Source organism: Mycobacterium sp. ENV421 (assembly GCF_002887815.1).
Lineage (GTDB): Bacteria > Actinomycetota > Actinomycetes > Mycobacteriales > Mycobacteriaceae > Mycobacterium.
This window is the reverse complement of sequence record NZ_PDHO01000013.1, coordinates 68,771-90,995: the sequence shown is the minus strand read 5'-3', so window position 1 is coordinate 90,995 and position 22,225 is coordinate 68,771. Positions and strand designations below refer to the sequence as shown.

The window sequence follows — 22,225 nt, the reverse complement described above, 5'->3', positions numbered from 1 at the left end:
ACCCGCCGCCGGACACGTCGTCCGAGAGCGACTCGCAGCCCGCCTCCTGGAGCCCCCGGCCGAAGCGAGGCGAGTTGCGCATCTACCTCGGCGCCGCGCCAGGCGTGGGCAAGACGTTCGCGATGCTCGGCGAGGCGCATCGCCGTCTGGAGCGCGGCACGGATCTGGTGGCCGCCGTGGTCGAGACCCACGGCCGGAAGAAGACGGCCGACCTGCTCAGTGGCATCGAGGTCATCGCACCCCGCTACATCGACTATCGCGGCACCAGCTTCCCCGAACTCGACGTGCCTGCCGTGCTGGCCCGCAAGCCGCAGGTCGTGCTCGTCGACGAGCTGGCCCACACCAACACACCCGGCAGCAAGAACCCCAAACGCTGGCAGGACGTCGAGGAGCTGCTCGACGCCGGCATCGCGGTGATCTCGACGGTCAACGTCCAACACTTGGAGAGCCTCAACGACGTCGTCGCACAGATCACCGGCATCGAGCAGCAGGAGACGGTGCCCGACGAGATCGTCCGCAGCGCCGCCCAGATCGAGTTGGTCGATATCACCCCGGAGGCGCTGCGGCGCAGGCTTTCTCATGGCAATGTCTACGCACCGGAGAAGGTCGACGCGGCACTGTCGAACTACTTCCGCCGGGGCAACCTGACCGCGCTTCGGGAACTCGCGCTGCTGTGGCTGGCCGACCAGGTGGACGCCGCACTGGCCAAATATCGTGCCGACAACAAGATCACCGCGACCTGGGAAGCCCGCGAGCGTGTCGTCGTCGCGGTCACCGGTGGCGGCGAGTCAGAGACGTTGGTGCGCCGGGCATCTCGGATCGCATCGAAGGCCAGCGCCGAGCTGATGATCGTCCACGTGGCACGAGGCGACGGATTGTCCGGGGTCTCGGCGCCGCAGATGGGGAAAGTCCGCGAGCTGGCCGCCAGCGTGGGCGCCACCGTGCACACCGTCGTCGGCGACGATGTGGGTAAAGCGCTGTTGGACTTCGCCCGCGAGATGAACGCCACCCAGCTGGTGATCGGCACGTCCCGGCGGTCCCGGTGGGCCCGCGTCTTCGACGAAGGCATCGGCGCGGCGATCGTCCAGGACTCCGGCAAGATCGACGTGCACATGGTGACCCATGAGGAGGCCAAGCGGGGCTTCTCGGTGCGGGCGGCGTCGCCCCGCGAACGCCGGGTGATCTCCTGGCTGGCCGCCGTCATCGTGCCGTCGGTCATCTGCGCGTTCACCGCGCTCTTCCTGGACAAGTATCTGTCCATCGGCGGCGAGAGCGCCATGTTCGTGGTCGGCGTGCTGATCGTCGCGCTGCTCGGCGGCGTGGCGCCGGCGGTGGTGTCGGCCATGCTGTCCGGTCTGCTGCTCAACTACTTCCTCACCGCACCGCGCTATACCTTCACCATCGCCGAACCCGACGCCGCCGTCACCGAGCTGGTCCTGCTGATGCTCGGCGTCGCGGTCGCGATCCTGGTCGACCGTGCGGCCAGCCGCCAACGTGAGGCACGGCGCGCCTCCCAGGAAGCCGAGCTGCTGACCTTGTTCGCCGGCTCCGTGCTGCGCGGCGCGGATCTGGCCACGCTGCTGGAACGGGTCCGCGAAACCTACTCGCAGCGGGCCGTGAGCATTCTGCGGGTCCGCGGACAGGACGAACAGATCGTCGCCTGCGTCGGCAAGGACCCTTGTGTGACAGTCGATTCCGCCGACACCGCCATCGAGGTCGGCGACGACGAGTTCTGGATGCTGATGTCCGGGCGCAGTCTGCCCGCCCGCGACCGGCGGGTACTCACCGCCGTCGCCAAGCAGGCCGCCGGCCTGGTCCGCCAGCGGGAACTCACCGAGGAAGCCAGCAAGGCCGAGGCGATCGAGAAGGCCGACGAACTTCGCCGCTCATTGCTGTCCGCGGTCAGCCACGACCTGCGCACACCGCTGGCCGGCGCCAAAGCCGCTGTGTCGAGCCTGCGTTCCGACGACATCGGCTTCTCCAAGGAGGACACCGCCGAACTGCTAGCCACCGTCGAGGAGTCGGTGGACCAGCTGACCGCGCTGGTGGACAACCTGCTGGATTCGTCGCGGTTGGCCGCCGGGGTGGTCCGTCCCGAGCTCAAGCGGGTGTATCTCGAAGAGGTGGTCCAGCGTGCGCTGCTGAGCATCGGCCGCGGCTCCACCGGATTCGGCGCCAAGGGCCTCGACCGGGTGAAGGTCGACGTCGGAGATGCGGTGGCGCTGGCCGATGCCGGGCTGCTGGAGCGGGTGCTGGCGAACCTGGTCGACAACGCTCTGCGGTACGCCCCCGAATCGATCGTCCGGATCAACGCGGGCCGCGTCGGCGATCGGATGCTCATCAACGTCGTCGACGAAGGACCCGGCGTGCCCCGCGGCACCGAGGAGCAGCTGTTCGAGCCGTTCCAGCGCCTCGGCGACCGGAACAACAAATACGGTGTCGGACTGGGCCTTTCGGTGGCCCGCGGATTCGTCGAGGCGATGGGCGGCACGATATCGGCCACCGACACACCCGGCGGCGGTCTCACTGTGATCGTCGACCTGGCCGCGCCGCCGGGAGGGCGGTGAATGAGCAAGATCAAGGTGTTGGTGATCGACGACGAGCCGCAGATCCTGCGGGCGTTGCGGATCAATCTGAGCGTGCGCGGCTACGAGGTGATCACCGCCGCTACCGGCGCGGCGGCGCTGAAGGCCGCCGCCGAACAACGGCCGGACGTGATCGTGCTGGACCTCGGACTGCCCGATATGGACGGCATCGAGGTCCTCGGCGGGCTGCGCGGCTGGCTGACCGCGCCGGTGATCGTGCTGTCCGCCCGCACCGACTCCGCGGAAAAGGTCGACGCGCTCGATGCCGGCGCCGACGACTACGTGACCAAGCCGTTCGGGATGGACGAATTCCTGGCCCGGCTGCGCGCGGCCGTGCGCCGGGGCGCGGCGGCGTCGGAGACCGACGAGCCGGTCATCGAAACCGATTCATTCACAGTCGATCTGGCCGCCAAGAAGGTGATCAAGAACGGTGCCGAGGTTCACCTGACGCCCACCGAGTGGGGCATGCTCGAAATGCTGGTGCGCAACCGCGGCAAGCTGGTGGGCCGTGAGGAATTGCTCAAGGAGGTGTGGGGCCAGGCGTACGCCAAGGAGACCCACTATCTGCGGGTGTACCTGGCGCAGCTGCGCCGAAAGCTGGAGGACGACCCTTCGCATCCGCGGCACCTGTTGACCGAAGCGGGCATGGGCTACCGGTTCGAGCAGTGACGGTCAGCCCCGCCGGTTCATCGAAATCGACGGCAGCGCGGGAAAATTCGAGAGCCCATCTCGCTGGCGTCGATCTCGGCGGCCCGCGCGGTACAGCTGTGGCGGCTGTGGTCGGCGGGGCGCGATGGACTCGTGAATCCCGACCGCGGGGCTCGGCCGCGAACTAGGGTGAGAACCATCCTGGCGAAGGAGATGATGTGTCATGAACCAGCCCAAGCACACCGGTGGCTGCACCTGCCGTTGTAATGCCTGCGACGGTGGCCACCACTGCCACAACATCGGGAGCGGCTGCAAGGTCAAGCTCTAACCGACGGTGCCCGCGCTCGCGGGTTGACCGCCCGTATTGACGGGTATGCAGACCCTCATGGAGACAGCCCGTTCCGGCAGGCTCCAGCGGGCACGCGTCGGCCTGCTGGCGGTACAGGGAGCCGCAGTGCTGGTCGCCGCGGCGTTCCTTGCTGTCGCGATCGCCGGCTTCATTCCCGGTCTGACCACACATCTGGATCAGCTGCACTGGGCGCACGGTTCACGCTCGCAGCTGTTCGGTGTGTTCGAGGTGTCGGTGGTGCACAACCTGGTGCATCTCGGCTTCGGCGTGGCCGGCCTGGCGCTGGCGGGCACATTCGCCCGAGCGCGGGCGTACCTGATCGGCGGCGGGCTGATCTTCGTGGGCCTCTGGGTCTACGGTCTGCTCATCGACCTGGCCGGTCCGCGAAACATCTTGCCGATCAACAACGCCGACAACTGGCTCCACCTCGCGATCGGCGTGGTCATGACACTGCTGGGCATCACGCTCGCCGGCACGAAGACACCGACCGGAGCCGACGGGGAACCGCTGGTGCTGCCCGAGGACGAGTGAGAGACGCTCAGGCGAGCGACAACGCGATCCCGTCGAGGATGTCGTGCTCGCTGACCACCAGCGCGTCGATCCCCGCCCGCTGACCCAGCGCGTAGGCGAGTTCCTCGACGACGATCGAACCGCCGCCGATGACGTCGACGCGACCCTCGTGCATCGGACCGAGCGCGGCACGCTGCTTGCGGGTCATCCCGACGAGTTGCTCGCAGACCGCAAGCAAGTCCGGAACCCCGATCCGCGACAGATGGATGGCCGCGGGATCGTAGGTGGTCATGTGCTGGGCCAGCGCGGTGATCGTGGTGAACGTGCCCGCCACCCCCACCCAGGTCTTCGCCTGGTCCACGGGTACCGCGCGCAATGCCTGGCCGAGACGTTCTCGCACCACCTCGCGGGCGGCGGCGATCTCGGTCGCGGTCGGCGGATCGGAGTGCAGGCAGCGTTCGGTGAGCCGCACGCATCCGATATCGGCGGAGAAGCTGGCCTGCACGCCGCCTGCCTGGTTACCCAGCACCACCTCGGTGGAGCCGCCGCCGAGGTCGACAACCACGAACGGCCCTGCGGCACTGTCCAGTTCGCCTACCGCGCCGTTGAAGGACAGCTCCGCTTCCTCGTGCCCGGTGATCACCTCGGCGACCGCACCGGACACCACCGGGTCCAGCACCTCTGCGGTCATCGCGAAGAACACGTCACGATTGGCCGCATCCCGAGTGGCCGACGTCGCCACCATCCGCACCTTGCCGACGTCGAACTGCTTGAGCAGCGCGGCGTAGTCCACCAGCGCGGCCTGCGTGCGGGCCAGTGCGTCAGGGGCGAATTGCCCGGTGGCGTCCACACCTTGACCCAGCCGCACTATGCGCATGTCCCGGTGCACATCGTGCAGGCGTCCCTCGTCCAGGTCGGCGATCAGTAGCCGGATCGAGTTGGTGCCGCAGTCGATGGCCGCAACCCGGTTCGTCTCTACGATGATGTCCACTCCTCGTTGTCCAGGATTCCCGCCATCCCCGGCTCGGCGGCCAGCACGGCCAGCGCCTCGTCGCCGAATGGGTTGACGCCCCTGCCTTTTGCCAATGAATGCGCGATCACCACGTGCAGACACTTGACCCGGTCGGGCATGCCACCCCCGGTGAACGTGGTGCCCAGCGGCTCGATCGCGTCACGCTCGGCCAGGTACGACTCGTGGGCCCGCCGGTAGGCCGCGGCCAGGTCCGGGTCCTGAGCCAACCGCTCACTCATGCCGCGCATCAGCCCGTCGGACTCCAGCCGGCTCGCCGCCGCGGTCAGCGCCGGATGGGTCAGGTAGTACAGCGTCGGGAACGGCGTGCCGTCGGGCAGCCGGGGCGCGGTTTTCACCACGGCCGGTTCACCGTTGGGGCAGCGATAGGCGATCTCCAGTACGCCGCGCGGCTCGCGCCCGAGCTGCCGCGCCACCGCGTCGAGATCGGCGGGGTCAACCACCGGGCGCCGGGGGTGGTGCGGGACCGGGTTCAGGTGGCGGCGCAGGATCGGCGGCCGGGACCGGTGGCGGCCCGTGCGGGGTGTCGGCGATGGTGTGCCACAACGAGGTGTACCAGGGGTCGTTACTGCGCACCGGCGCGGCCTGCGGCCCGGTGTCGGGTGTGACGACAGCTCCCGGCGGCAGCTGCACCTGGTAGGGGATGTCGCCCGGCATCACGAAGCCGAGCCGCTCACGAGCCTGCGCCGCGATGTACACCGGATCAGCCAGCTTGGCCTTCTGCGACTCCAGATCGGCGATCTGGTGTCGCAGCGCGGCCTCTGTCGCGGCGAGCTGCTTCATCTCGGTGCGCTGCGCGAAATAGGTGCGCACCGGACCGGCGATGGTCAGCGTGAGCACGCAGACCACCGCCGCCAGGATGGCCGCGCGGCGGGCGGTGAAGCCCAGCCGCTGTTCGCTCTGACGCTCCGCCGATGCCGCGATGGCACGGCGGACCGGTTCGGAGACCGTATGCCCGGTCTCGGATGCGGCAGGCGCGACAACTCCGACCGCCTCCGGTTTGGCCCTGGTCTCGGTGGGACGGGGGTCTTTCTTGGCCGACGGCGACGTACGTGAGCGGACACGACCCGAGCCCCCCGGCCGGGAGGCCGGTGAGCGTCGCTTCGAGTCGGGCCGCTTGCTTTCCGCCACAGTCTCTTTCAGGCCTCTTCCCGGTCCCTTCGGGACCTAGTCTCCGACCACGAACCGCGGGAAGGCCAAGTCGCCGGCGTACCGCGCGGCATCGCCGAGTGCTTCCTCGATGCGCAGCAACTGGTTGTACTTGGCAACGCGCTCGCTGCGGGCAGGCGCTCCGGTCTTGATCTGACCGGAGCTGACGGCGACGGCCAGGTCGGCGATGGTGGTGTCCTCGGTCTCGCCGCTGCGGTGGCTCATCATCGTCCGGTAGCCGCTGTTGTGCGCCAGCGCGACCGCGTCGAGGGTCTCGGTGAGCGTGCCGATCTGGTTGACCTTCACCAACAATGCGTTGGCCGCGCCCCGCTCGATACCGTCTTCGAGCCGTTCGGGGTTGGTGACGAACAGGTCGTCGCCGACCAGCTGCACCCGGTCGCCGATGGCGGTGGTGAGCTCGACCCAGCCGTCCCAGTCGTCCTCGGACAGCGGATCCTCGATCGACACCAGCGCGTAGGAATCGAGCAGGTCGGCGTAGAAGTGGCCCATCTGCTCGGCGGTGCGCACCTCTTTCTCGAAGGCGTAACCCTTGCCGGCGGTGAAGAATTCGGTGGCCGCCACGTCGAGTGCCAGCGCGACATCGGTGCCGAGGGTGAAGCCGGCCGCCTCGATCGCCGTGCCGATCAGATCGAGCGCCGCCTTGGTGCCCGCGACGTCGGGCGCGAAACCACCTTCGTCACCGAGCCCGGTGGACAGACCCTGCTTCTTGAGCACCGACTTCAGCGAGTGGTAGACCTCGGCGCCCCAGCGCAGCGCCTCTTTGAAACTCGGCGCGCCGATCGGGGCGACCATGAACTCCTGGACGTCGACGCCGGTGTCGGCGTGCGCGCCGCCGTTGAGGATGTTCATCATCGGCACCGGAAGGATGTGGGCGTTCGGGCCACCGAGGTAGCGGAACAGCGGCAGGCCGGCACTGTCGGCGGCGGCCTTGGCCACCGCCAGGGAGACGCCGAGGATGGCGTTGGCGCCGAGCCGCGACTTGTCGGGGGTTCCGTCCAGGTCCAGCAGGGCCTGGTCGACCAGACGCTGATCGTCGGCCGACAGGCCGATGACGGCCGGGGCGATCTCGTCGAGCACGGCCTCGACGGCCTTCTCCACACCCTTGCCGCCGTACCGGGCCGCGCCGTCGCGGAGCTCGACGGCCTCGTGCTCGCCGGTCGACGCGCCGGATGGGACGGCGGCGCGGGCGAAGGTGCCGTCGATCAGGGCCACCTCGACCTCGACCGTCGGGTTGCCGCGGGAGTCGAGGATCTCGCGGGCCGCAACCTGCTCGATGATGGGCACTGGCTCTCTCCTTGCGTCGTGGTCTGCGACGAACAGCCTAGATGGTCGATCTGCCGGGAGCGCTGTTAGAGCGCGTGCCCTTGCGCATATGCCGTCGCCCAGTCCCGCACAGTGCGGGCGTACTGGTCGGAATGGTTGTAGGCGTGCAGTGCGTTCATCCACCCGCGCGGCGAGGCCAGATCCTTACCCCGGAAGCACAGATAGCCCGCCGCGGACAGCGCCGCGTCGTCGATGTTGTCCGGACTGATCACCCCGTCGTTGTTGGCGTCGACGCCGTAGAGCCGCCAGGTCTCCGGGATGAACTGCATCGGTCCCATCGCCCGCACGTAGATCGGCTCGTCGCTGCTCACCGTTTTCTCGTCGTCGATGATCTCGAGGTTGCCGTTGGTGCCGTCGAGATGGACGCCGCGGATCGGCGGGCTGACGTCCCCGTTCGGCGCCACGACAGCGTCGCGGTAGGTGCCGTGGTGGCTCTCGACCATGCCGATCCCGGCCAGCGTCGTCCAGGCCAGATGGCAGTTGGGGTTCTCCACCTCAGCCACCCGCGCGGCGTACGCGTAGGCCTCCAGCGCGGTGATCGGGATGCCGAGTGCCGGCGCCCGCTGCGCCGCCCAGTCGTGCAGCTGATCGGCCGGCCGGCCCTTGGCGTGGGTATCGACGGCGGGCACCGGATCCCCCGGCGGCGGCGGAACCCCATCCGGAATCGGCGTGCCCAGCTGCCAGGAACAACTGGCCGCCAGCAACATCGCCGCCGCCGCAATGACGGCGGCAGCACGCAGCCAGCGCGTTGACGACACAGCACTCCTCGGGCCCAACCAAACATGTTCATCGTCCCACGGCTCCCGGGTCGTTAGTCCCTACCGGCGGGCCCGAACGGCCGGTAACTTCGTTACCTACCGTCTGTTAAGGTGAGCCGATCCTTCATTTGGTAAGCCTTGCTTGACCGGCATTGTCTGAAGTTAGTTAGGACGCGCGATGACCCACCTGGCGGACGTCTCGAGCGGCATCCAGACGACATTCAGCGCAGCCGCCCCCAATGTCAGCGCGCAGCTGTTCGGCAGCGGCCTGATCGGCGTCCGCGAGGGTCTGGAAGCCGGGATCATCGTCATGGTCCTGATCGCTTTCCTGGTGAAATCCGATCGCCGCGACGCCCTGAAGTGGGTCTGGCTGGGCGTGGGCGCCGCGGTGCTGATGACCGTCGTCGTGTTTCTGACGATCCAGTACGGCACCTACACGATCACCGGGCTGGCCGCCGAAGCCATCGCCGGGGTCGCCTCCCTGGTGGCCGTCGTGATCGTCACATCGATGGTGCTGTGGATGCGCAAGGCCTCGGCCAGCATGTCCGGCGAGCTCCGAGCCGGGATGTCGAAGGCACTCGAGACCGGCGCGTTCGCCGTCTTCGCCCTGGCGTTCCTGGCCGTGGGCCGGGAGGGCGTCGAAACCGCACTGTTCATGGTCGGCTTCGCCGAAGCCGAGACCGCCTGGCCGCTGCTCGGGTTGCTGATCGGCGTCCTGGTGGCCGCCGCCATCGCCTGGGGCATGTACGCCGGGGCGGTACGGATCAACCTGGCAAAGTTCTTCTCCTACACCGGCGTGTTCCTGATCCTGGTGGCCGCGGGCGTCCTGTCCTACGGCATCGGCGCGCTGCAGACCGTGGGCTGGCTGCCCGGCCTGGGCTCGAAGGCCTTCGACATCAGCTCCGAACACTGGTCGGCCTGGTACGGCGAGATCGTCCAGGGCGTCTTCAACATCACCCCCACCCCGACGGTGCTGCAGCTCATCTGCTGGCTGGCCTACATCGTCATCGTGCTCGCCCTGTTCCTGCGGCCCACCCACGCCGCGCCGAAGCCCGCTCCGGCCACCGACGTCGCCCCCGACACCGCCTCCGAGGACTCGGAGCGCTCTCCCCTTACCGAAAGGTCCCATAAGTGACGCTGCCCCACGGCATCAAGACTTCCACCGCCGCCGTCGCCGCGATACTCGCCGGAGTTTCCATGGCCGGATGTACCGCCAAGGAAACGAAGTCGGCGGACTCGAGCAGCAAGGCAGCCTCGGAGATCACCGTGAACGCCACCGACACCGACTGCAAGCTGTCGGGCACCCAGGCCGCCACCGGGCCGAGCACGTTCGTGGTCACCAACAACGGGACCAAGGTGACCGAGTTCTACGTGTACGGCGAGGGCGAGCGGGTGATGGGTGAGGTCGAGAACATCTCCCCCGGCCTGCAGCGCAAGCTCGTTGTGCAGCTCGCCGAGCCGGGCACGTACCAGACCGCGTGCAAGCCGGGGATGATCGGCGACGGTATCCGCGCCGACTTCACCGTCACCGGCAACGCCGTCGCGGTCGACACCCAGGGCGAATTCAAGGAAGCCGCCGAGAGCTACAAGCGCTACGTCAACAGCCAGACCGACGCCCTGATCCCGGCCACCCAACTGTTCGTCGACGCGATCAAGAAGGGTGACGTCGCGGCGGCCAAGGCCCAGTACCCGGTCGCCCGTACCTACTACGAGCGCATCGAGCCGGTGGCCGAGTCGTTCCCCAACGATCTCGATCCGCGCATCGACCTTCGCGAGGCCGACCTCGAACCCGGCCAGAAGTGGACCGGCTTCCACGCGCTCGAGAAGCAGCTGTGGGTCACCGGTCTGCAGCCCGACGCCGGCGCGCTGGGCGACCAGCTGATGGCCGACGTCAAGGAGCTCAACGACGGCGTGAAGGCACCCGGCTGGACCATCGACTCCACCCAGATCGCCGGTGGCGCACAGGGTCTGCTCGACGAGATCGCGGCGAGCAAGATCAGCGGCGAAGAGGACATCTTCAGCCACACCGACCTGTGGGACTTCAACGCCAACGTCCAGGGCAGCCAGACCGCGGTGGCCTCGGTCCGCCCGATCCTCGACAGCCGCAACGCCGATCTGGGCAAGCGGGTCGACAAGGGCTTCGCCGATGTCGAGGCGCTGCTGGCCAAGTACCGCAAGGGTGACGGCTTCGTGCTCTACGACACCGTGACCGAGCCCCAGCGACAGGAACTCTCGCGTGCGATCGACGCGCTGAGCAAAGAGGTAAGCCAGGTGCAGGGTGTCATCGCTCCCCAGTAACGAGGACAAGCCGATGGCGGCCTCCCCCGAGCCGGCACCGTCGGGAATGTCGCGGCGCAAGCTGTTCGGCGCGGCAGGCGTCACCGCCGCGGTGGTCGGTGCGGCGGGCGCCGGGGCGCTGGCCGGCCGGGCGTCCGCAGCAAGCTCGGTCACCGGCGGGCTGGACAAGCCGGTACCGTTCCGCGGCGAGCACCAGGCTGGGATCGTCACCCCCGCCCAGGATCGGATGCACTTCGCCACGTTCGACGTGACGACCGAGTCCAGGGCTGATCTCGTCGCGATGCTCAAGGAGTGGACCGGCATGGCCGAGCGGATGACCGCCGGCCAGGAAGCCGTCCACGACGGTGCCGTCGGCCTCAATCCCTATGCCCCACCGGCAGATACGGGTGAGGCGCTGGGGCTGACGCCGTCGCAGCTGACGTTGACCATCGGGTTCGGTCCGTCGCTCTTCCTCAAGGACGGCAAGGACCGCTTCGGGTTGGCCGGCCAGAAGCCGCAACTGCTGGAGAACCTGCCCAAGTTCCCCAACGAGACCATGGACCCGGCCCGCTGCGGCGGGGACATCGTGGTACAGGCCTGCGCCAACGACCCCCAGGTCGCGGTGCACGCGATCCGCAATCTGGCCCGGGTCGGCTTCGGCACCGTCGCGGTGCGGTATTCCCAGCTGGGGTTCGGCCGTACCTCCTCGACCACCCGGGAACAGTCCACACCGCGAAATCTGTTCGGGTTCAAGGACGGAACCGCCAACATCAAGGCCGAAGACACCGACACGCTGAACCAGCAGGTGTGGGTGGCCAAGGGCGACGGACCGGACTGGATGACCGGCGGCAGCTATATGATCAGCCGTCGCATTCGAATGCGGATCGAATCATGGGACCGCACAACGCTTCTCGAGCAGGAGCGGGTGATCGGCCGGCAGAAGGGCAGCGGTGCACCCAACGGACTCAAGCAGGAGTTCGAGGAGCTGAACTTCGACATCGTCGACAACAAGAACGAGCCGTTGATCGACCGTGACGCCCACGTGCGGCTGGCATCCCAGCAGCACCTGAACGGTATCCAGATCCTGCGCCGCGGTTACAACTTCACCGACGGCTCCGACGGATTCGGGCACCTGGACGCCGGACTGTTCTTCATCGCGTTCGTGCGCAACCCGGCGACCCAATTCATCCCGATGCAGATGGAGCTGGCCCGCCGCGATCTGCTCAACGAGTACATCACCCACACCGGCAGCGCGATCTTCGCGATCCCGCCGGGCCTGCGCGACGGCGACTACTGGGGCTCGACGCTGCTGGGCTGATCGACGTCGTGCAGCTCACTGCCCGCGAGGTCGTCGGCCAGCTCGGGCAGGTCCAGATCGTCGTCGACCCGCAGGAAGTCGACATCGTCGAGCACGTCGTCGTCGGTGACCACCTCGGGCACCGACGGTAGCTCCAGCGGCTCGACTTCCGGTGCCGGCCAGTGCCTGCGCCACTCGGCGGCGCTGACCGCGCCCAACGCCGCGGCGGCGTCGAGTTCCGTTGCGGCGTCGGTATCGCGCCGATTCGCCGCGATCGCGCGCTCGACGGCTCGTACGGTGTCCATGAATTCCAGTACGTCGGTGCGCAACTCGTTCTCGGCATCGCGCTCCGCCGAGACCGTCACCGTGACGATCGATGCCGGGATCAGCTCCGGCGGCAGCCCGGCGGTCGTCACCCGGGCAATCACCTTCTGCGCCAGCGCCAGCGCCGGCTGAGCGGTCGGCACGTCGTCGACACAGGAGACCCGGTTACTCTTCCCGAGATTCTCCGCGGCCTTGCGCTGTTCCCACTGGGCCAGTTGGTCTTCCAGCGAGATCGACTCCCCGGCCAGCACCGCGGGCACCCGGTTGCCGAGCTTGCGCACCAGCGCGTCGGCGACGTCGTCGATGGTGAATCCGTGCAACGCCTCCTCGGCGATCCGGGCGTGAAAGAGCACCTGCAGCAACACGTCTCCGAGTTCCTCGCGCAGCTCGTCGGCGTTGCCGCCGCGGACCGCGTCGAAGAGCTCGTAGGTTTCCTCCAAGAGGTAGCGCCGCAGCGAGTCGTGGGTCTGTTCGCTCTCCCACGGCCCGGCCGTGCGCAGCTTGTCCATGATCGCCACCGCGTCGACCAGCCGCTCGCCGGCCTGCGGGGCGGGTGCGGCGATCAGCCGCTCACCGGCGGACAGCCGGGCCCGCACCCCGGGGTGCTGCCGATCGGAGGAGAGGAGCACCGGCGCGTCGGTACCGGTGAACACCGGTCGCGCCGACGGCAGCGACCACGGCACCTTGACCGGCATCTCCTCGGTGTACTGCACGTCACCGCCCAGCAGCTCCACGGCGTCGACGGGGACGAGCGACGGACGGCGCGGATCGACCAGGATGACGGTCACCGCTCTCCCCTCGCCGAGCCTGCCGGTGTGAACGTCGTTATATCAAGCTCGCCGTGCGGTTGTCCGTCAAGTGCGCGAAGCAGATCGGCCACCATCTGCACCAGTTCCAGGTCACGGATCCGGGGGGCGCCGACACCGCTGCCCGCCCGCGGAATCGGCACCATCACCGTCGAGGTCGTCGCCCGATAGTTCGCGCCGGGATAGACCCGCTTCAGCCGCAGCTGCGCCGAGTCGGGCAGCGTCAGCGGCGAGACACGAATCGTTGTGGCCGAACCACTTCCGGTCGCGGCGACCTCTGTCACCCCGTACCCGCGGCACACCAGCCGCAACCGGGCCATCGCGACCAGCCGCTGCGCGGGTTCGGGCAGCGGGCCGTAGCGGTCGGTGAGTTCCTCGACCACCGAGACGATGCCCGCGTCGTCGCCGGCGCCGGCCAGCCGGCGATAGGCCTCCAACCGAAGCCGGTCACTCTCGATGTAGTCCGGCGGCAGGTTGGCGTCGACCGGCAGATCGATGCGCACATCCTTGGGTTCCTCGGATGTGGTGACCGTCTTGCCGTCGGCCGCGGCCCGGTATGCCTCGACGGCCTCGCCCACCAGCCGGACGTAGAGGTCGAATCCCACCCCGGCGACGTGGCCGGACTGTTCGGCACCCAGCACATTGCCCGCGCCGCGAATCTCCAAGTCCTTCATCGCAACTGCCATGCCCGCGCCGAGTTCGTTGTTCTGCGCGATCGTGGCCAGCCGGTCGTAGGCGGTCTCGGTGAGCGGCATCTCCTTCGGGTACAGGAAGTAGGCGTAGCCGCGCTCGCGGCTGCGTCCCACCCGACCGCGCAGCTGATGCAGCTGGGACAGGCCGAAGGTGTCGGCACGCTCGACGATCAGGGTGTTGGCGTTCGAGATGTCCAGCCCCGTCTCGACGATCGTCGTGCAGACCAGGATGTCGTACTCGCGGTTCCAGAAGCCCTCGACCGTGCGCTCCAACAGCTCTTCGGGCATCTGGCCGTGCGCGACCACCACCCGCGCCTCAGGCACCAGCTGGCGGACCCGGGCGGCCGCGGCGTCGATGCTGCTGACCCGGTTGTGGATGTAGAAAACCTGCCCGTCACGCAGCAACTCGCGCCGCAGCGCCGCGGCGACCTGCTTGTCGTCGTGGCCGCCGACATAGGTCAGCACCGGGTAACGCTCCTCCGGCGGGGTCAGAATGGTCGACATCTCCCGGATACCGGCCAGGCTCATCTCCAGCGTGCGCGGGATCGGGGTGGCGCTCATCGTCAGGACGTCGACGTGCGTGCGCAGGCTCTTGATGTGCTCTTTGTGCTCGACGCCGAAGCGCTGTTCCTCGTCGACGATCACCAAACCGAGGTCTTTCCACCGCACGGCGGTCTGCAGCAGCCGGTGCGTGCCGATCACCACGTCGACGCTGCCGTCGGCCATTCCCTCGAGCACGGCGCGCGACTCGGCCGGGTCGGTGAACCGCGACAGGCCCTTCACGGTCACCGGGAAGCCGGCCATCCGCGCACTGAACGTCTGCAGATGCTGATCGGCCAGCAGCGTGGTCGGGACCAGCACCGCGACCTGCTTGCCGTCCTGCACGGCCTTGAACGCCGCGCGCACCGCGATCTCGGTCTTGCCGTAACCGACATCGCCACAGATGACCCGGTCCATCGGGACCGGTTTCTCCATGTCGGACTTGACCTCCTGGATGGCGGTCAACTGGTCGATCGTCTCGGTGAAGCCGAACGCGTCCTCCATCTCGGCCTGCCACGGGGTGTCCGGGCCGAACGCGTGGCCGGGCGCGGCCTGCCGCTTGGCGTAGAGCGCCACCAATTCGCTGGCTATCTCCCGAACAGCCTTGCGCGCCTTGGTCTTTGTGTTGGTCCAGTCACTCCCGCCCAGGCGGCTCAGGCTGGGCTCCTGGCCACCGACGTAACGGGACAGCTGGTCCAGGGAATCCATCGGCACGAACAGTTTGTCGGCAGACTGCCCCCGCTTGCTGGACGCGTACTCCAGCACCAGGTACTCGCGCCGCGCGCCACCGACGGTCCGCTCGACCATCTCGACGAACCGCCCGATGCCGTGCTGGTCGTGCACCACCAGGTCGCCCGCGGTCAGCGCGAGCGGGTCAACGGTGTTGCGGCGCTTGGCCGCCAGCCGCTTGCCCTCGGTGCCGGTCACCCGGTTGCCGGTCAGGTCGGTTTCGGTGATCACCACCAGGTTGGCGCCGGGCACGATGATGCCGTCGTGCAGCGGGCCCTTGAGCACACCGACCACACCGGCCTTCGGGGCTGCGCCGGATTCCAGCATCGCGGCCGGGGTGTCGCGCTCGCCGAGTTGCTCGACGACCCGATGGGCGGTGCCGGTGCCCGGCGCGACGACGGCGGCGAATCCTCCGGTCAGCACATGGGCGCGCAGCATCGCGAAGATCTCGTCGACGTTGCTCTGCTGGCCGCGGGCCGACGGGGCGGCCCGCACGTCGAGTTCGGTGGCGTCCTCGGCGGCCAACTGGCTCACCGTCCACCACGGGTGGCCGGACGCGCGCGCCGCGGCCCGCACCTCCTCGAGTTCGCGGAACCCGGACCCACCGAGTTCTTCGATGTCGATCGGGGCGTCGCCGCCGAGAGCGGCCACCGACCAGGACGCTTCGAGGAACTCCCGGCCGGTCTTGATCAGGTCGGCCGCGCGGGTGCGCACCTTCTCCGGATCGCACACCAGAACCGGGGTGCCCTCCGGCAGGTGGTCGATGAGCAGGGTCAGGTCGTCGGGTCGCAGCACCGGCTGCAGCGCCTCCATCCCGTCGACCGGGATGCCCTCGGCCAGCTTGGCCAGCATGTCGTCGACGCTGCCGCTGACCTGGTTGCCGTCACCGCGCGGCCGGTCGGCGAGCAGCCTGGCGGCATGCGCCCGCACCTCGTCGGTGAGCAACAGCTCGCGGCACGGGACCGCGACCACGCTGTCCACGTCGATCTCGGGGATGGACCGCTGATCGGCGACCGAGAACATCCGCATCTCGCTGACCTCGTCGCCCCAGAACTCCACCCGCACCGGATGCTCGGCCGTCGGCGGGAAAAGGTCCAAAATGCCGCCGCGGACCGCGAATTCGCCGCGCTTGCCGACCATGTCGACGCGGGTGTACGCCAGCTCGACCAGGCGCGCGATCAAGGCGTCGAAATCGAATTCGGCCCCCGCAGCGAGTGTCACCGGTTCGACGGTTCCGACGTCGGGAGCCATCGGCTGCAGCAGCGAACGCACCGTGGTGACCACCACGCACAGCGGCGGGCCGAGGCGCTCGTCGTCGGGGTGGGCCAGCCGGCGCAGCAGCATCAGCCGGGCGCCCACGGTGTCCACCCCGGGCGAGAGCCGCTCGTGCGGCAGGGTCTCCCAGGACGGGAACATCGCCGCCGAGTTGCCGAACACGCCTCGCAGCTCGGCGGTGAGGTCGTCGGCGTCGCGGCCCGTCGCGGTGACCACCAGCAGCGGGCCCTTGCGGGCGACCGCACAGGCGGCGTACAGCTGTGAGCTGGCCGGCCCGACCAGCGCGAGTTCTTCGGGACGCTCGGCGGCCCGCTGCGCGAGTTCGACGAATTCCGGCGCGGTCAGCGCCAAGTCCACCAGCCCGGCGATCGGGGTGTGAACATACTCCTGCCCCGGTGCGGTCATGATGTATCCATCCTAGGCGGCGGGACCGAAGCCGTTGCGGCGGGCCGCGATTCGCTCGCGCGCTGTGACGCAGGTCGCGTTCACTCACCTTCCAGTTGCGGATCGGCCTCCAGATGGGTCAGGCCGTTCCACATCAGGTTCACCAGGTGCGCGGCGACCACTTCTTTCTTCGGCTCACGGGTGTCGAGCCACCATTGGGCGGTCATCGACACCGAACCGACCAGGGCCTGCGCGTACAGCGGGGCCAGCACGGGGTCCAGTCCGCGGCGGGCGAAATCACCGGCCAGGATCGAGGACACCTGGCTGACGGCGTCGTTGAGCAGGCTGGAGTAGGTGCCGGTGCTGATCGCTGCGGGTGAGTCACGGATCAGGATGCGGAAACCGTCGGTCCGCTCCTCGACGTAGGTCAGCAGGGCCAGCGCCACCCGTTCGACCCGGACCCGGGACCGGTTGTTGGTCAGCGACGACGAGATCCCGTCGAGCAGGGCCGACATCTCGCGGTCGACGACCACCGCGTACAAGCCTTCCTTGCCGCCGAAGTGCTCGTAGACGACGGGCTTGGAGACGTTCGCGCGTTGGGCGATCTCCTCGATCGAGGTGCCCTCGTATCCGCGCTCGGCGAACAGGGTCCGCGCCACGTCGATGAGCTGGCGCCGACGTTCGGTGCCGGTCATCCGGGCGCGCGGTGCCCGCGGCTCCTTCTCCGGTGCTGCCACGCTGTACCTTTCCCGGGTCGCTGCGCTCCTGCCCTCCGGTGGACCTTTCCCGGGTCGCTGCGCTCCTGCCCTCCGAGGTGAGCGTAGCCGTCTGCATTAGAGTCTCAGGCGGACATTTCGGCCAGTCCGTCGTGGTGTAATCGGCAGCACCTCTGATTTTGGTTCAGATAGTTCAGGTTCGAGTCCTGGCGACGGAGCATATTGATGGAGGTCCAGGTGACCACGCAGACCGATGCCGCCGTCCTGGTGCTGGCAGCCGGGGCCGGAACCCGCATGCGCTCCGATACCCCCAAGGTGTTGCACACCCTCGGCGGGCGCAGCATGCTCTCGCACGCCCTGTACGCAGTCGCCAAGGTTGCTCCCCAGCACCTGGTCGCCGTGCTCGGCAAGGACCGCGAGCGCATCGGCCCGGTGGTGGCCGGGCTCGCGCAGGAGCTGGGCCGCACCATCGAGGTGGCCGTGCAGGAGCAGCAACTCGGCACCGGCCACGCCGTGCTGTGCGGACTGTCCGGGCTGCCCGACGATTTCGCCGGCACGGTCGTCGTGACCTCGGGCGACGTTCCGCTGCTGGACGCCGAGACGCTGGCCGAGCTGATCGCGGTCCACCGCGGCAAGCGTGCGGCGGCGACCGTCGTGACCACGACCCTGCCGAACGGAAGCGGCTACGGCCGGATCTTGCGCACCCAGGACGGCGAGGTCATCGCGATCGTCGAGGAAACCGACGCCACCCCTCAGCAGCGGGCCATCCGCGAGGTCAACGCAGGTGTGTACGCGTTCGACATCGTCGAACTGCGTTCCGCACTCAGCCGACTGTCGTCCGACAACGCCCAGCACGAGCTCTATCTGACCGACGTGATCTCGATCCTGCGCGCCGACCACCGGGTGGTGCACGCCAAGCACGTCGACGATGCCGCGCTGGTCGCCGGGGTCAACGACCGGGTACAGCTTGCCGACCTGGCGCGGGAGCTCAACCGGCGCGTGGTGGCCGCCCATCAGCGCGCCGGCGTCACCGTCATCGACCCCCTCAGCACCTGGATCGACGTCGACGTCACCATCGGCCGCGACACCGTGCTCCGGCCGGGCACCCAACTGCTGGGCGCCACCCGGATCGGCGCGCGCTGCGAGATCGGTCCGGACACCACGTTGACCCAGGTCAGCGTCGGCGATGAGGCCTCGGTGGTGCGCACCCACGGCAGCGAATCGGTGATCGGCGACGGGGCGACGGTCGGACCGTTCACCTTCCTGCGGCCGGGCACCGAGCTGGGCGCCCGCGGCAAGCTCGGCACCTTCGTCGAGACCAAGAACGCGGTCATCGGCGCGGGCACCAAAGTGCCGCACCTGACCTACGTGGGCGACGCCGACATCGGCGAGAACAGCAATATCGGCGCATCCAGCGTGTTCGTGAACTACGACGGCGAGAACAAGAGCCGCACCACCATCGGTTCGCACGTGCGCACCGGCTCGGACACGATGTTCGTCGCGCCCGTCACCGTCGGCGACGGCGCCTACACCGGGGCGGGCACGGTGCTGCGCGACGACGTGCCCCCGGGCGCGCTGGCGGTGTCGGCCGGGCCACAGCGCAACATCGAGAACTGGGTGCTGCGCAAACGGCCCGGTAGTCCCGCGGCGGAGGCCGCAAATCGAGCCCGAGCGGCGCAGGCCGCGGCGAAGGCGAAAGAATCCGAGGCCGGCGACGCAAACGACTGATCGGCGTCGCCAGATGTTGCCTTTTTGGTAACCCGGGGAGGTAGCACCGTACGATTGGCCCGTATCGATCCCCGACCGGCAAGGGCAGCACACAGTGGGCACGGACTGGACCGACAACCGCAAAAATCTGATGCTCTTCTCGGGTCGCGCGCACCCGGAGCTGGCGGATCAGGTCGCCAAAGAGCTCGACGTCCAGGTCACCGCGCAGACCGCACGCGATTTCGCCAACGGTGAGATCTTCGTCCGCTTCGACGAATCGGTTCGTGGCTGCGACGCTTTCGTCCTGCAGTCCCATCCCGCGCCGCTGAACAAGTGGCTGATGGAACAGCTGATCATGATCGACGCGCTCAAGCGCGGCAGCGCCAAGCGAATCACCGCGATCCTGCCGTTCTATCCCTACGCCCGCCAGGACAAGAAGCACCGCGGCCGTGAACCCATCTCCGCCCGGCTGGTCGCCGACCTCTACAAGACGGCGGGCGCCGACCGCATCGTCACCGTGGACCTGCACACCGACCAGATCCAGGGCTTCTTCGACGGGCCGGTCGATCACATGCGAGCCCAGCCGCTGCTGACCGGCTACATCCGGGACAACTACAACTGCGAGAACGTCGTCGTGGTCTCGCCGGACTCGGGCCGCGTGCGGGTGGCCGAGAAGTGGGCCGACGCCTTGGGCGGCACACCGCTGGCGTTCATCCACAAGACCCGCGACCCGAAGGTGCCCAACCAGGTGAAGTCCAACCGGGTCGTCGGTGACGTGGCCGGCAAGACCTGTGTGCTCACCGACGACATGATCGACACCGGTGGCACCATCGCCGGCGCGGTCAAGCTGCTGCACGACGACGGCGCCAAGGACGTCATCATCGCCGCCACCCATGGCGTGCTGTCCGACCCGGCCCGCGAGCGACTGGCCGACAGCGGTGCCCGCGAAGTGATCGTCACCAACACGCTGCCGATCGACGAGTCCAAGCGATTCCCGCAGCTGACGGTGCTCTCGATCGCCCCACTGCTGGCCAGCACCATCCGCGCGGTCTTCGAAAATGGTTCGGTGACAGGCCTTTTCGATGGGGACGCATAGTTGTCAAGCACCATCTATCACAATCCCCGCTGCAGCACCTCCCGCAAGACCCTGGATCTGCTGCGCGACAACGGACTTGCGCCGGAGATCGTCGAGTATCTGAAGACACCGCCGTCGCGCGCCGAGATCGCGAAGCTGATCGCCGACGCCGGCATCGGCGTTCGCGCCGCCGTACGCAAGCGTGAATCCCTTTACAACGAACTGAATCTCGCCGACGCCAGCGATGACGAGTTGCTGGATGCCATGGCGGCCAACCCGATCCTCATCGAGCGCCCGTTCGTGGTGACCGACAAAGGCACCCGGTTGGCCCGGCCGATCGAATCGGTGCACGACATTCTGTGAGGGCCGGTAGCGCAGTCCTGTGCATCGCGCTGGCCACGACCGTGGCGGCGTGCGGGTCGACGCCGCCGGACTACTCCTCGATCTGGAGCACACCGGCGACCACCACCACGGCTGCTCCGACCACCTCGGGCAAACCGCAGCCGATCGCCGAATACCTCTACGGCGTCGGCGTGATCGGCGAGCAGATTCCGCTGGACAAGCTCACCGACATCACCGTCACGCTGCCGCGGCCGCCGGGCTGGACCAAGTACGACAACTCGAACTTCTCGCCGGGCACCGAAGTCATCGCGAAGAACAACACCTATCCGACGGCGATGGTGATCGTGTTCAAGCTGACCGGCAACTTCGACGTGGGCGAGGCGCTCAAGCACGCCAGCGCCGATGCCGAGATGTCGCAGAACTTCACCAAACTCAACGCATCCTCCGCTGACTTCAGGGGTTTCCCGTCCTCGATGATCGAGGGCAGCTACGACCTCAACGGCAAGCGACTGCACTCCTACAACCGCGTGGTGATCCCGGTGACTCCGGCGCCCGCGTTCCAGCGCTACCTGGTGCAGCTGACGGTGACGACGCTGGCCGATCAGGCCGCGGCGGCGTCCACCGATGTCGAGGCGATCATCTCCGGGTTCAACGTCGCCCTCAAGAAGTAGCGTCAGCCCGCTGAGCCGGGTCCCCCTAGAGTGACTCCCATGAGTTGGACCGCCGCAGATTTGCCGTCGTTCGCCGGGCGCACCGTCATCGTCACCGGAGCCAACAGCGGGTTGGGGCTGATCACCGCGCGCGAGCTGGCGCGCGTCGGCGCGCACACCATTCTGGCCTGCCGCAACGCGGCCAAGGGTGCGGAAGCCGCCGCCACCATGACCGGCGACGTCGAGGTGCGCAGCCTCGACCTCCAGGACCTGGGCTCGATCAGCGACTTCGCCGCAGGCGTCCAGCGCGTCGACGTCCTGATCAACAACGCCGGGATCATGGCTGTCCCCTACGCCGTCACCAAGGACGGATTCGAGAGCCAGATCGGCACCAACCACCTGGGCCACTTCGCGCTGACCAACCTGCTGCTGCCCAAAGTGACCGACCGGGTCGTCACGGTCTCGTCGTTCATGCACCTGCTGGGCAAGATCAGCCTGAAGGACCTGAACTGGAAGGCCCGGCCGTATTCCGCGTGGCTGGCCTACGGCCAGTCCAAGCTCGCCAACCTGCTGTTCACCAGTGAGCTGCAGAAGCACCTCGACGCCGCCGGATCCCCGCTGAAGTCGCACGCCGCCCACCCCGGCTACTCGGCGACCAACCTGCAGGGCCACACCGGCAACCGGATGGGCACCCGGATCTGGGACGCCGGCAACGCCGTGTTCGCCACCAGCGCCGACTTCGGCGCCCGCCAGACCCTGTACGCGGCTGCCGAGAACCTGCCCGGCAACAGCTTCATCGGGCCCAGGTTCGCCATGCGCGGACCGACCGGCCAATCACCGCGCAGCCCGCTGGCCCGCAACCAGACCACCGCCGCCGGGCTCTGGCGGCTGTCCGAGCAGCTCACCGGCATCGAATTTCCGCTCTGAACCCCTGATCGGCTACCCTGGGGGCCGCGTCACGGCGAGGGTGGTCCAGCCACCGTTATCGACGAGGCTTCCTTTTATCGGTGCCTGCCTTAGCCGTGCGGATGACCCACG

Annotated in this window: 19 protein-coding genes and 1 tRNA gene; 12 read left to right on the top strand and 8 right to left on the bottom strand. The window is 68.3% G+C overall.

Annotated features, from left to right (window positions below; translation table 11 throughout):
• The first annotated feature begins 74 nt into the window (after positions 1-74).
• From CRM90_RS16880 to CRM90_RS16865, 3 genes are all read left to right on the top strand, one after another.
• Positions 75-2,567: an ATP-binding protein gene (locus CRM90_RS16880; RefSeq protein ID WP_102808149.1), complete on the top strand. Its 2,493-nt coding sequence runs from the start codon at positions 75-77 to the stop codon at positions 2,565-2,567.
• A complete protein-coding gene (locus CRM90_RS16875) occupies positions 2,568-3,254 on the top strand; it encodes a response regulator (RefSeq protein WP_083121663.1) in 687 nt (228 codons plus the stop codon).
• 364 nt (positions 3,255-3,618) lie between these two features.
• On the top strand, positions 3,619-4,113 hold the full coding sequence (locus tag CRM90_RS16865) for a DUF4383 domain-containing protein (RefSeq protein WP_233209365.1): 495 nt from the start codon (positions 3,619-3,621) through the stop codon (positions 4,111-4,113).
• A 7-nt stretch (positions 4,114-4,120) separates the two neighbouring features.
• Here the strand turns inward: CRM90_RS16865 and CRM90_RS16860 are convergent, their stop codons facing one another.
• The 5 genes from CRM90_RS16860 to CRM90_RS16840 all read right to left on the bottom strand — a co-directional run bounded on the left by CRM90_RS16860 (position 4,121) and on the right by CRM90_RS16840 (position 8,373).
• Positions 4,121-5,083, bottom strand: a complete 963-nt coding sequence (locus CRM90_RS16860; protein ID WP_286145639.1) for a Ppx/GppA phosphatase family protein — start codon at positions 5,081-5,083, stop codon at positions 4,121-4,123.
• Positions 5,068-5,565, bottom strand: coding sequence for a DUF501 domain-containing protein (locus tag CRM90_RS16855; RefSeq protein ID WP_102808094.1), 498 nt, complete (start codon positions 5,563-5,565; stop codon positions 5,068-5,070). The genes CRM90_RS16860 and CRM90_RS16855 overlap by 16 nt, the downstream gene beginning before the upstream one ends.
• Complete coding sequence (locus CRM90_RS16850) at positions 5,558-6,253, bottom strand: FtsB family cell division protein (protein WP_102808093.1); 696 nt, start codon at positions 6,251-6,253, stop codon at positions 5,558-5,560. The genes CRM90_RS16855 and CRM90_RS16850 overlap by 8 nt, the downstream gene beginning before the upstream one ends.
• Before the next feature lie 36 nt (positions 6,254-6,289).
• Entirely contained in the window at positions 6,290-7,576 is a 1,287-nt protein-coding gene (gene eno / locus CRM90_RS16845; RefSeq protein WP_102808092.1) for a phosphopyruvate hydratase, read from the bottom strand.
• 65 nt (positions 7,577-7,641) lie between these two features.
• The gene (locus CRM90_RS16840) at positions 7,642-8,373 is read right to left on the bottom strand and encodes a lytic transglycosylase domain-containing protein (RefSeq protein WP_102808091.1); all 732 of its coding nucleotides are present in this window, start codon (positions 8,371-8,373) and stop codon (positions 7,642-7,644) included.
• A 178-nt stretch (positions 8,374-8,551) separates the two neighbouring features.
• Here CRM90_RS16840 and efeU point away from each other — a divergent pair, with 178 nt between their 5' ends.
• The 3 genes from efeU to efeB all read left to right on the top strand — a co-directional run bounded on the left by efeU (position 8,552) and on the right by efeB (position 11,968).
• Positions 8,552-9,508 carry an iron uptake transporter permease EfeU gene (gene efeU / locus CRM90_RS16835; protein ID WP_102808090.1) on the top strand — a complete coding sequence of 319 codons (957 nt, stop codon included), beginning with the start codon at positions 8,552-8,554 and terminating at the stop codon, positions 9,506-9,508.
• A gap of 62 nt (positions 9,509-9,570) precedes the next feature.
• On the top strand, positions 9,571-10,671 hold the full coding sequence (gene efeO / locus CRM90_RS16830; protein WP_233209372.1) for an iron uptake system protein EfeO: 1,101 nt from the start codon (positions 9,571-9,573) through the stop codon (positions 10,669-10,671).
• Positions 10,672-10,684: 13 nt separating this feature from the next.
• A complete protein-coding gene (gene efeB, locus CRM90_RS16825) occupies positions 10,685-11,968 on the top strand; it encodes an iron uptake transporter deferrochelatase/peroxidase subunit (protein WP_102808147.1) in 1,284 nt (427 codons plus the stop codon).
• Here the strand turns inward: efeB and CRM90_RS16820 are convergent.
• The 3 genes from CRM90_RS16820 to CRM90_RS16810 all read right to left on the bottom strand — a co-directional run bounded on the left by CRM90_RS16820 (position 11,941) and on the right by CRM90_RS16810 (position 17,392).
• The gene (locus tag CRM90_RS16820; protein ID WP_102808088.1) at positions 11,941-13,059 is read right to left on the bottom strand and encodes a nucleoside triphosphate pyrophosphohydrolase; all 1,119 of its coding nucleotides are present in this window, start codon (positions 13,057-13,059) and stop codon (positions 11,941-11,943) included. The genes efeB and CRM90_RS16820 overlap by 28 nt on opposite strands.
• The gene (gene mfd, locus CRM90_RS16815; RefSeq protein ID WP_102808087.1) at positions 13,056-16,718 is read right to left on the bottom strand and encodes a transcription-repair coupling factor; all 3,663 of its coding nucleotides are present in this window, start codon (positions 16,716-16,718) and stop codon (positions 13,056-13,058) included. Before mfd ends, CRM90_RS16820 begins: the two co-directional genes overlap by 4 nt.
• An 80-nt stretch (positions 16,719-16,798) precedes the next feature.
• The gene (locus CRM90_RS16810; RefSeq protein ID WP_199189929.1) at positions 16,799-17,392 is read right to left on the bottom strand and encodes a TetR/AcrR family transcriptional regulator; all 594 of its coding nucleotides are present in this window, start codon (positions 17,390-17,392) and stop codon (positions 16,799-16,801) included.
• A gap of 167 nt (positions 17,393-17,559) precedes the next feature.
• Here CRM90_RS16810 and CRM90_RS16805 point away from each other — a divergent pair.
• The 6 genes from CRM90_RS16805 (at position 17,560) to CRM90_RS16780 (ending at position 22,114) form a co-directional block, all read left to right on the top strand.
• Positions 17,560-17,631: transfer RNA gene (locus tag CRM90_RS16805), tRNA-Gln, on the top strand.
• A gap of 7 nt (positions 17,632-17,638) precedes the next feature.
• Positions 17,639-19,141: a bifunctional UDP-N-acetylglucosamine diphosphorylase/glucosamine-1-phosphate N-acetyltransferase GlmU gene (gene glmU, locus CRM90_RS16800; protein ID WP_102808086.1), complete on the top strand. Its 1,503-nt coding sequence runs from the start codon at positions 17,639-17,641 to the stop codon at positions 19,139-19,141.
• A gap of 94 nt (positions 19,142-19,235) precedes the next feature.
• A complete protein-coding gene (locus CRM90_RS16795; RefSeq protein WP_083121645.1) occupies positions 19,236-20,216 on the top strand; it encodes a ribose-phosphate diphosphokinase in 981 nt (326 codons plus the stop codon).
• Entirely contained in the window at positions 20,217-20,558 is a 342-nt protein-coding gene (gene arsC, locus CRM90_RS16790; RefSeq protein ID WP_102808085.1) for an arsenate reductase (glutaredoxin), read from the top strand.
• A complete protein-coding gene (locus tag CRM90_RS16785; RefSeq protein WP_102808084.1) occupies positions 20,555-21,208 on the top strand; it encodes an LpqN/LpqT family lipoprotein in 654 nt (217 codons plus the stop codon). The genes arsC and CRM90_RS16785 overlap by 4 nt, the downstream gene beginning before the upstream one ends.
• Before the next feature lie 39 nt (positions 21,209-21,247).
• Complete coding sequence (locus CRM90_RS16780; protein WP_102808083.1) at positions 21,248-22,114, top strand: oxidoreductase; 867 nt, start codon at positions 21,248-21,250, stop codon at positions 22,112-22,114.
• Positions 22,115-22,225 lie beyond the last annotated feature (111 nt).

Coding starts and splice junctions, on each gene's coding strand:
- mfd (WP_102808087.1), bottom strand. CDS start 16,718: ATGACCGCACCGGGGCAGGAGTATGTTCACACCCCGATCGCCGGGCTG.
- efeB (WP_102808147.1), top strand. CDS start 10,685: ATGGCGGCCTCCCCCGAGCCGGCACCGTCGGGAATGTCGCGGCGCAAG.
- CRM90_RS16780 (WP_102808083.1), top strand. CDS start 21,248: ATGAGTTGGACCGCCGCAGATTTGCCGTCGTTCGCCGGGCGCACCGTC.
- efeU (WP_102808090.1), top strand. CDS start 8,552: ATGACCCACCTGGCGGACGTCTCGAGCGGCATCCAGACGACATTCAGC.
- CRM90_RS16875 (WP_083121663.1), top strand. CDS start 2,568: ATGAGCAAGATCAAGGTGTTGGTGATCGACGACGAGCCGCAGATCCTG.
- glmU (WP_102808086.1), top strand. CDS start 17,639: ATGGAGGTCCAGGTGACCACGCAGACCGATGCCGCCGTCCTGGTGCTG.
- CRM90_RS16810 (WP_199189929.1), bottom strand. CDS start 17,392: ATGACCGGCACCGAACGTCGGCGCCAGCTCATCGACGTGGCGCGGACC.
- CRM90_RS16865 (WP_233209365.1), top strand. CDS start 3,619: ATGGAGACAGCCCGTTCCGGCAGGCTCCAGCGGGCACGCGTCGGCCTG.
- efeO (WP_233209372.1), top strand. CDS start 9,571: ATGGCCGGATGTACCGCCAAGGAAACGAAGTCGGCGGACTCGAGCAGC.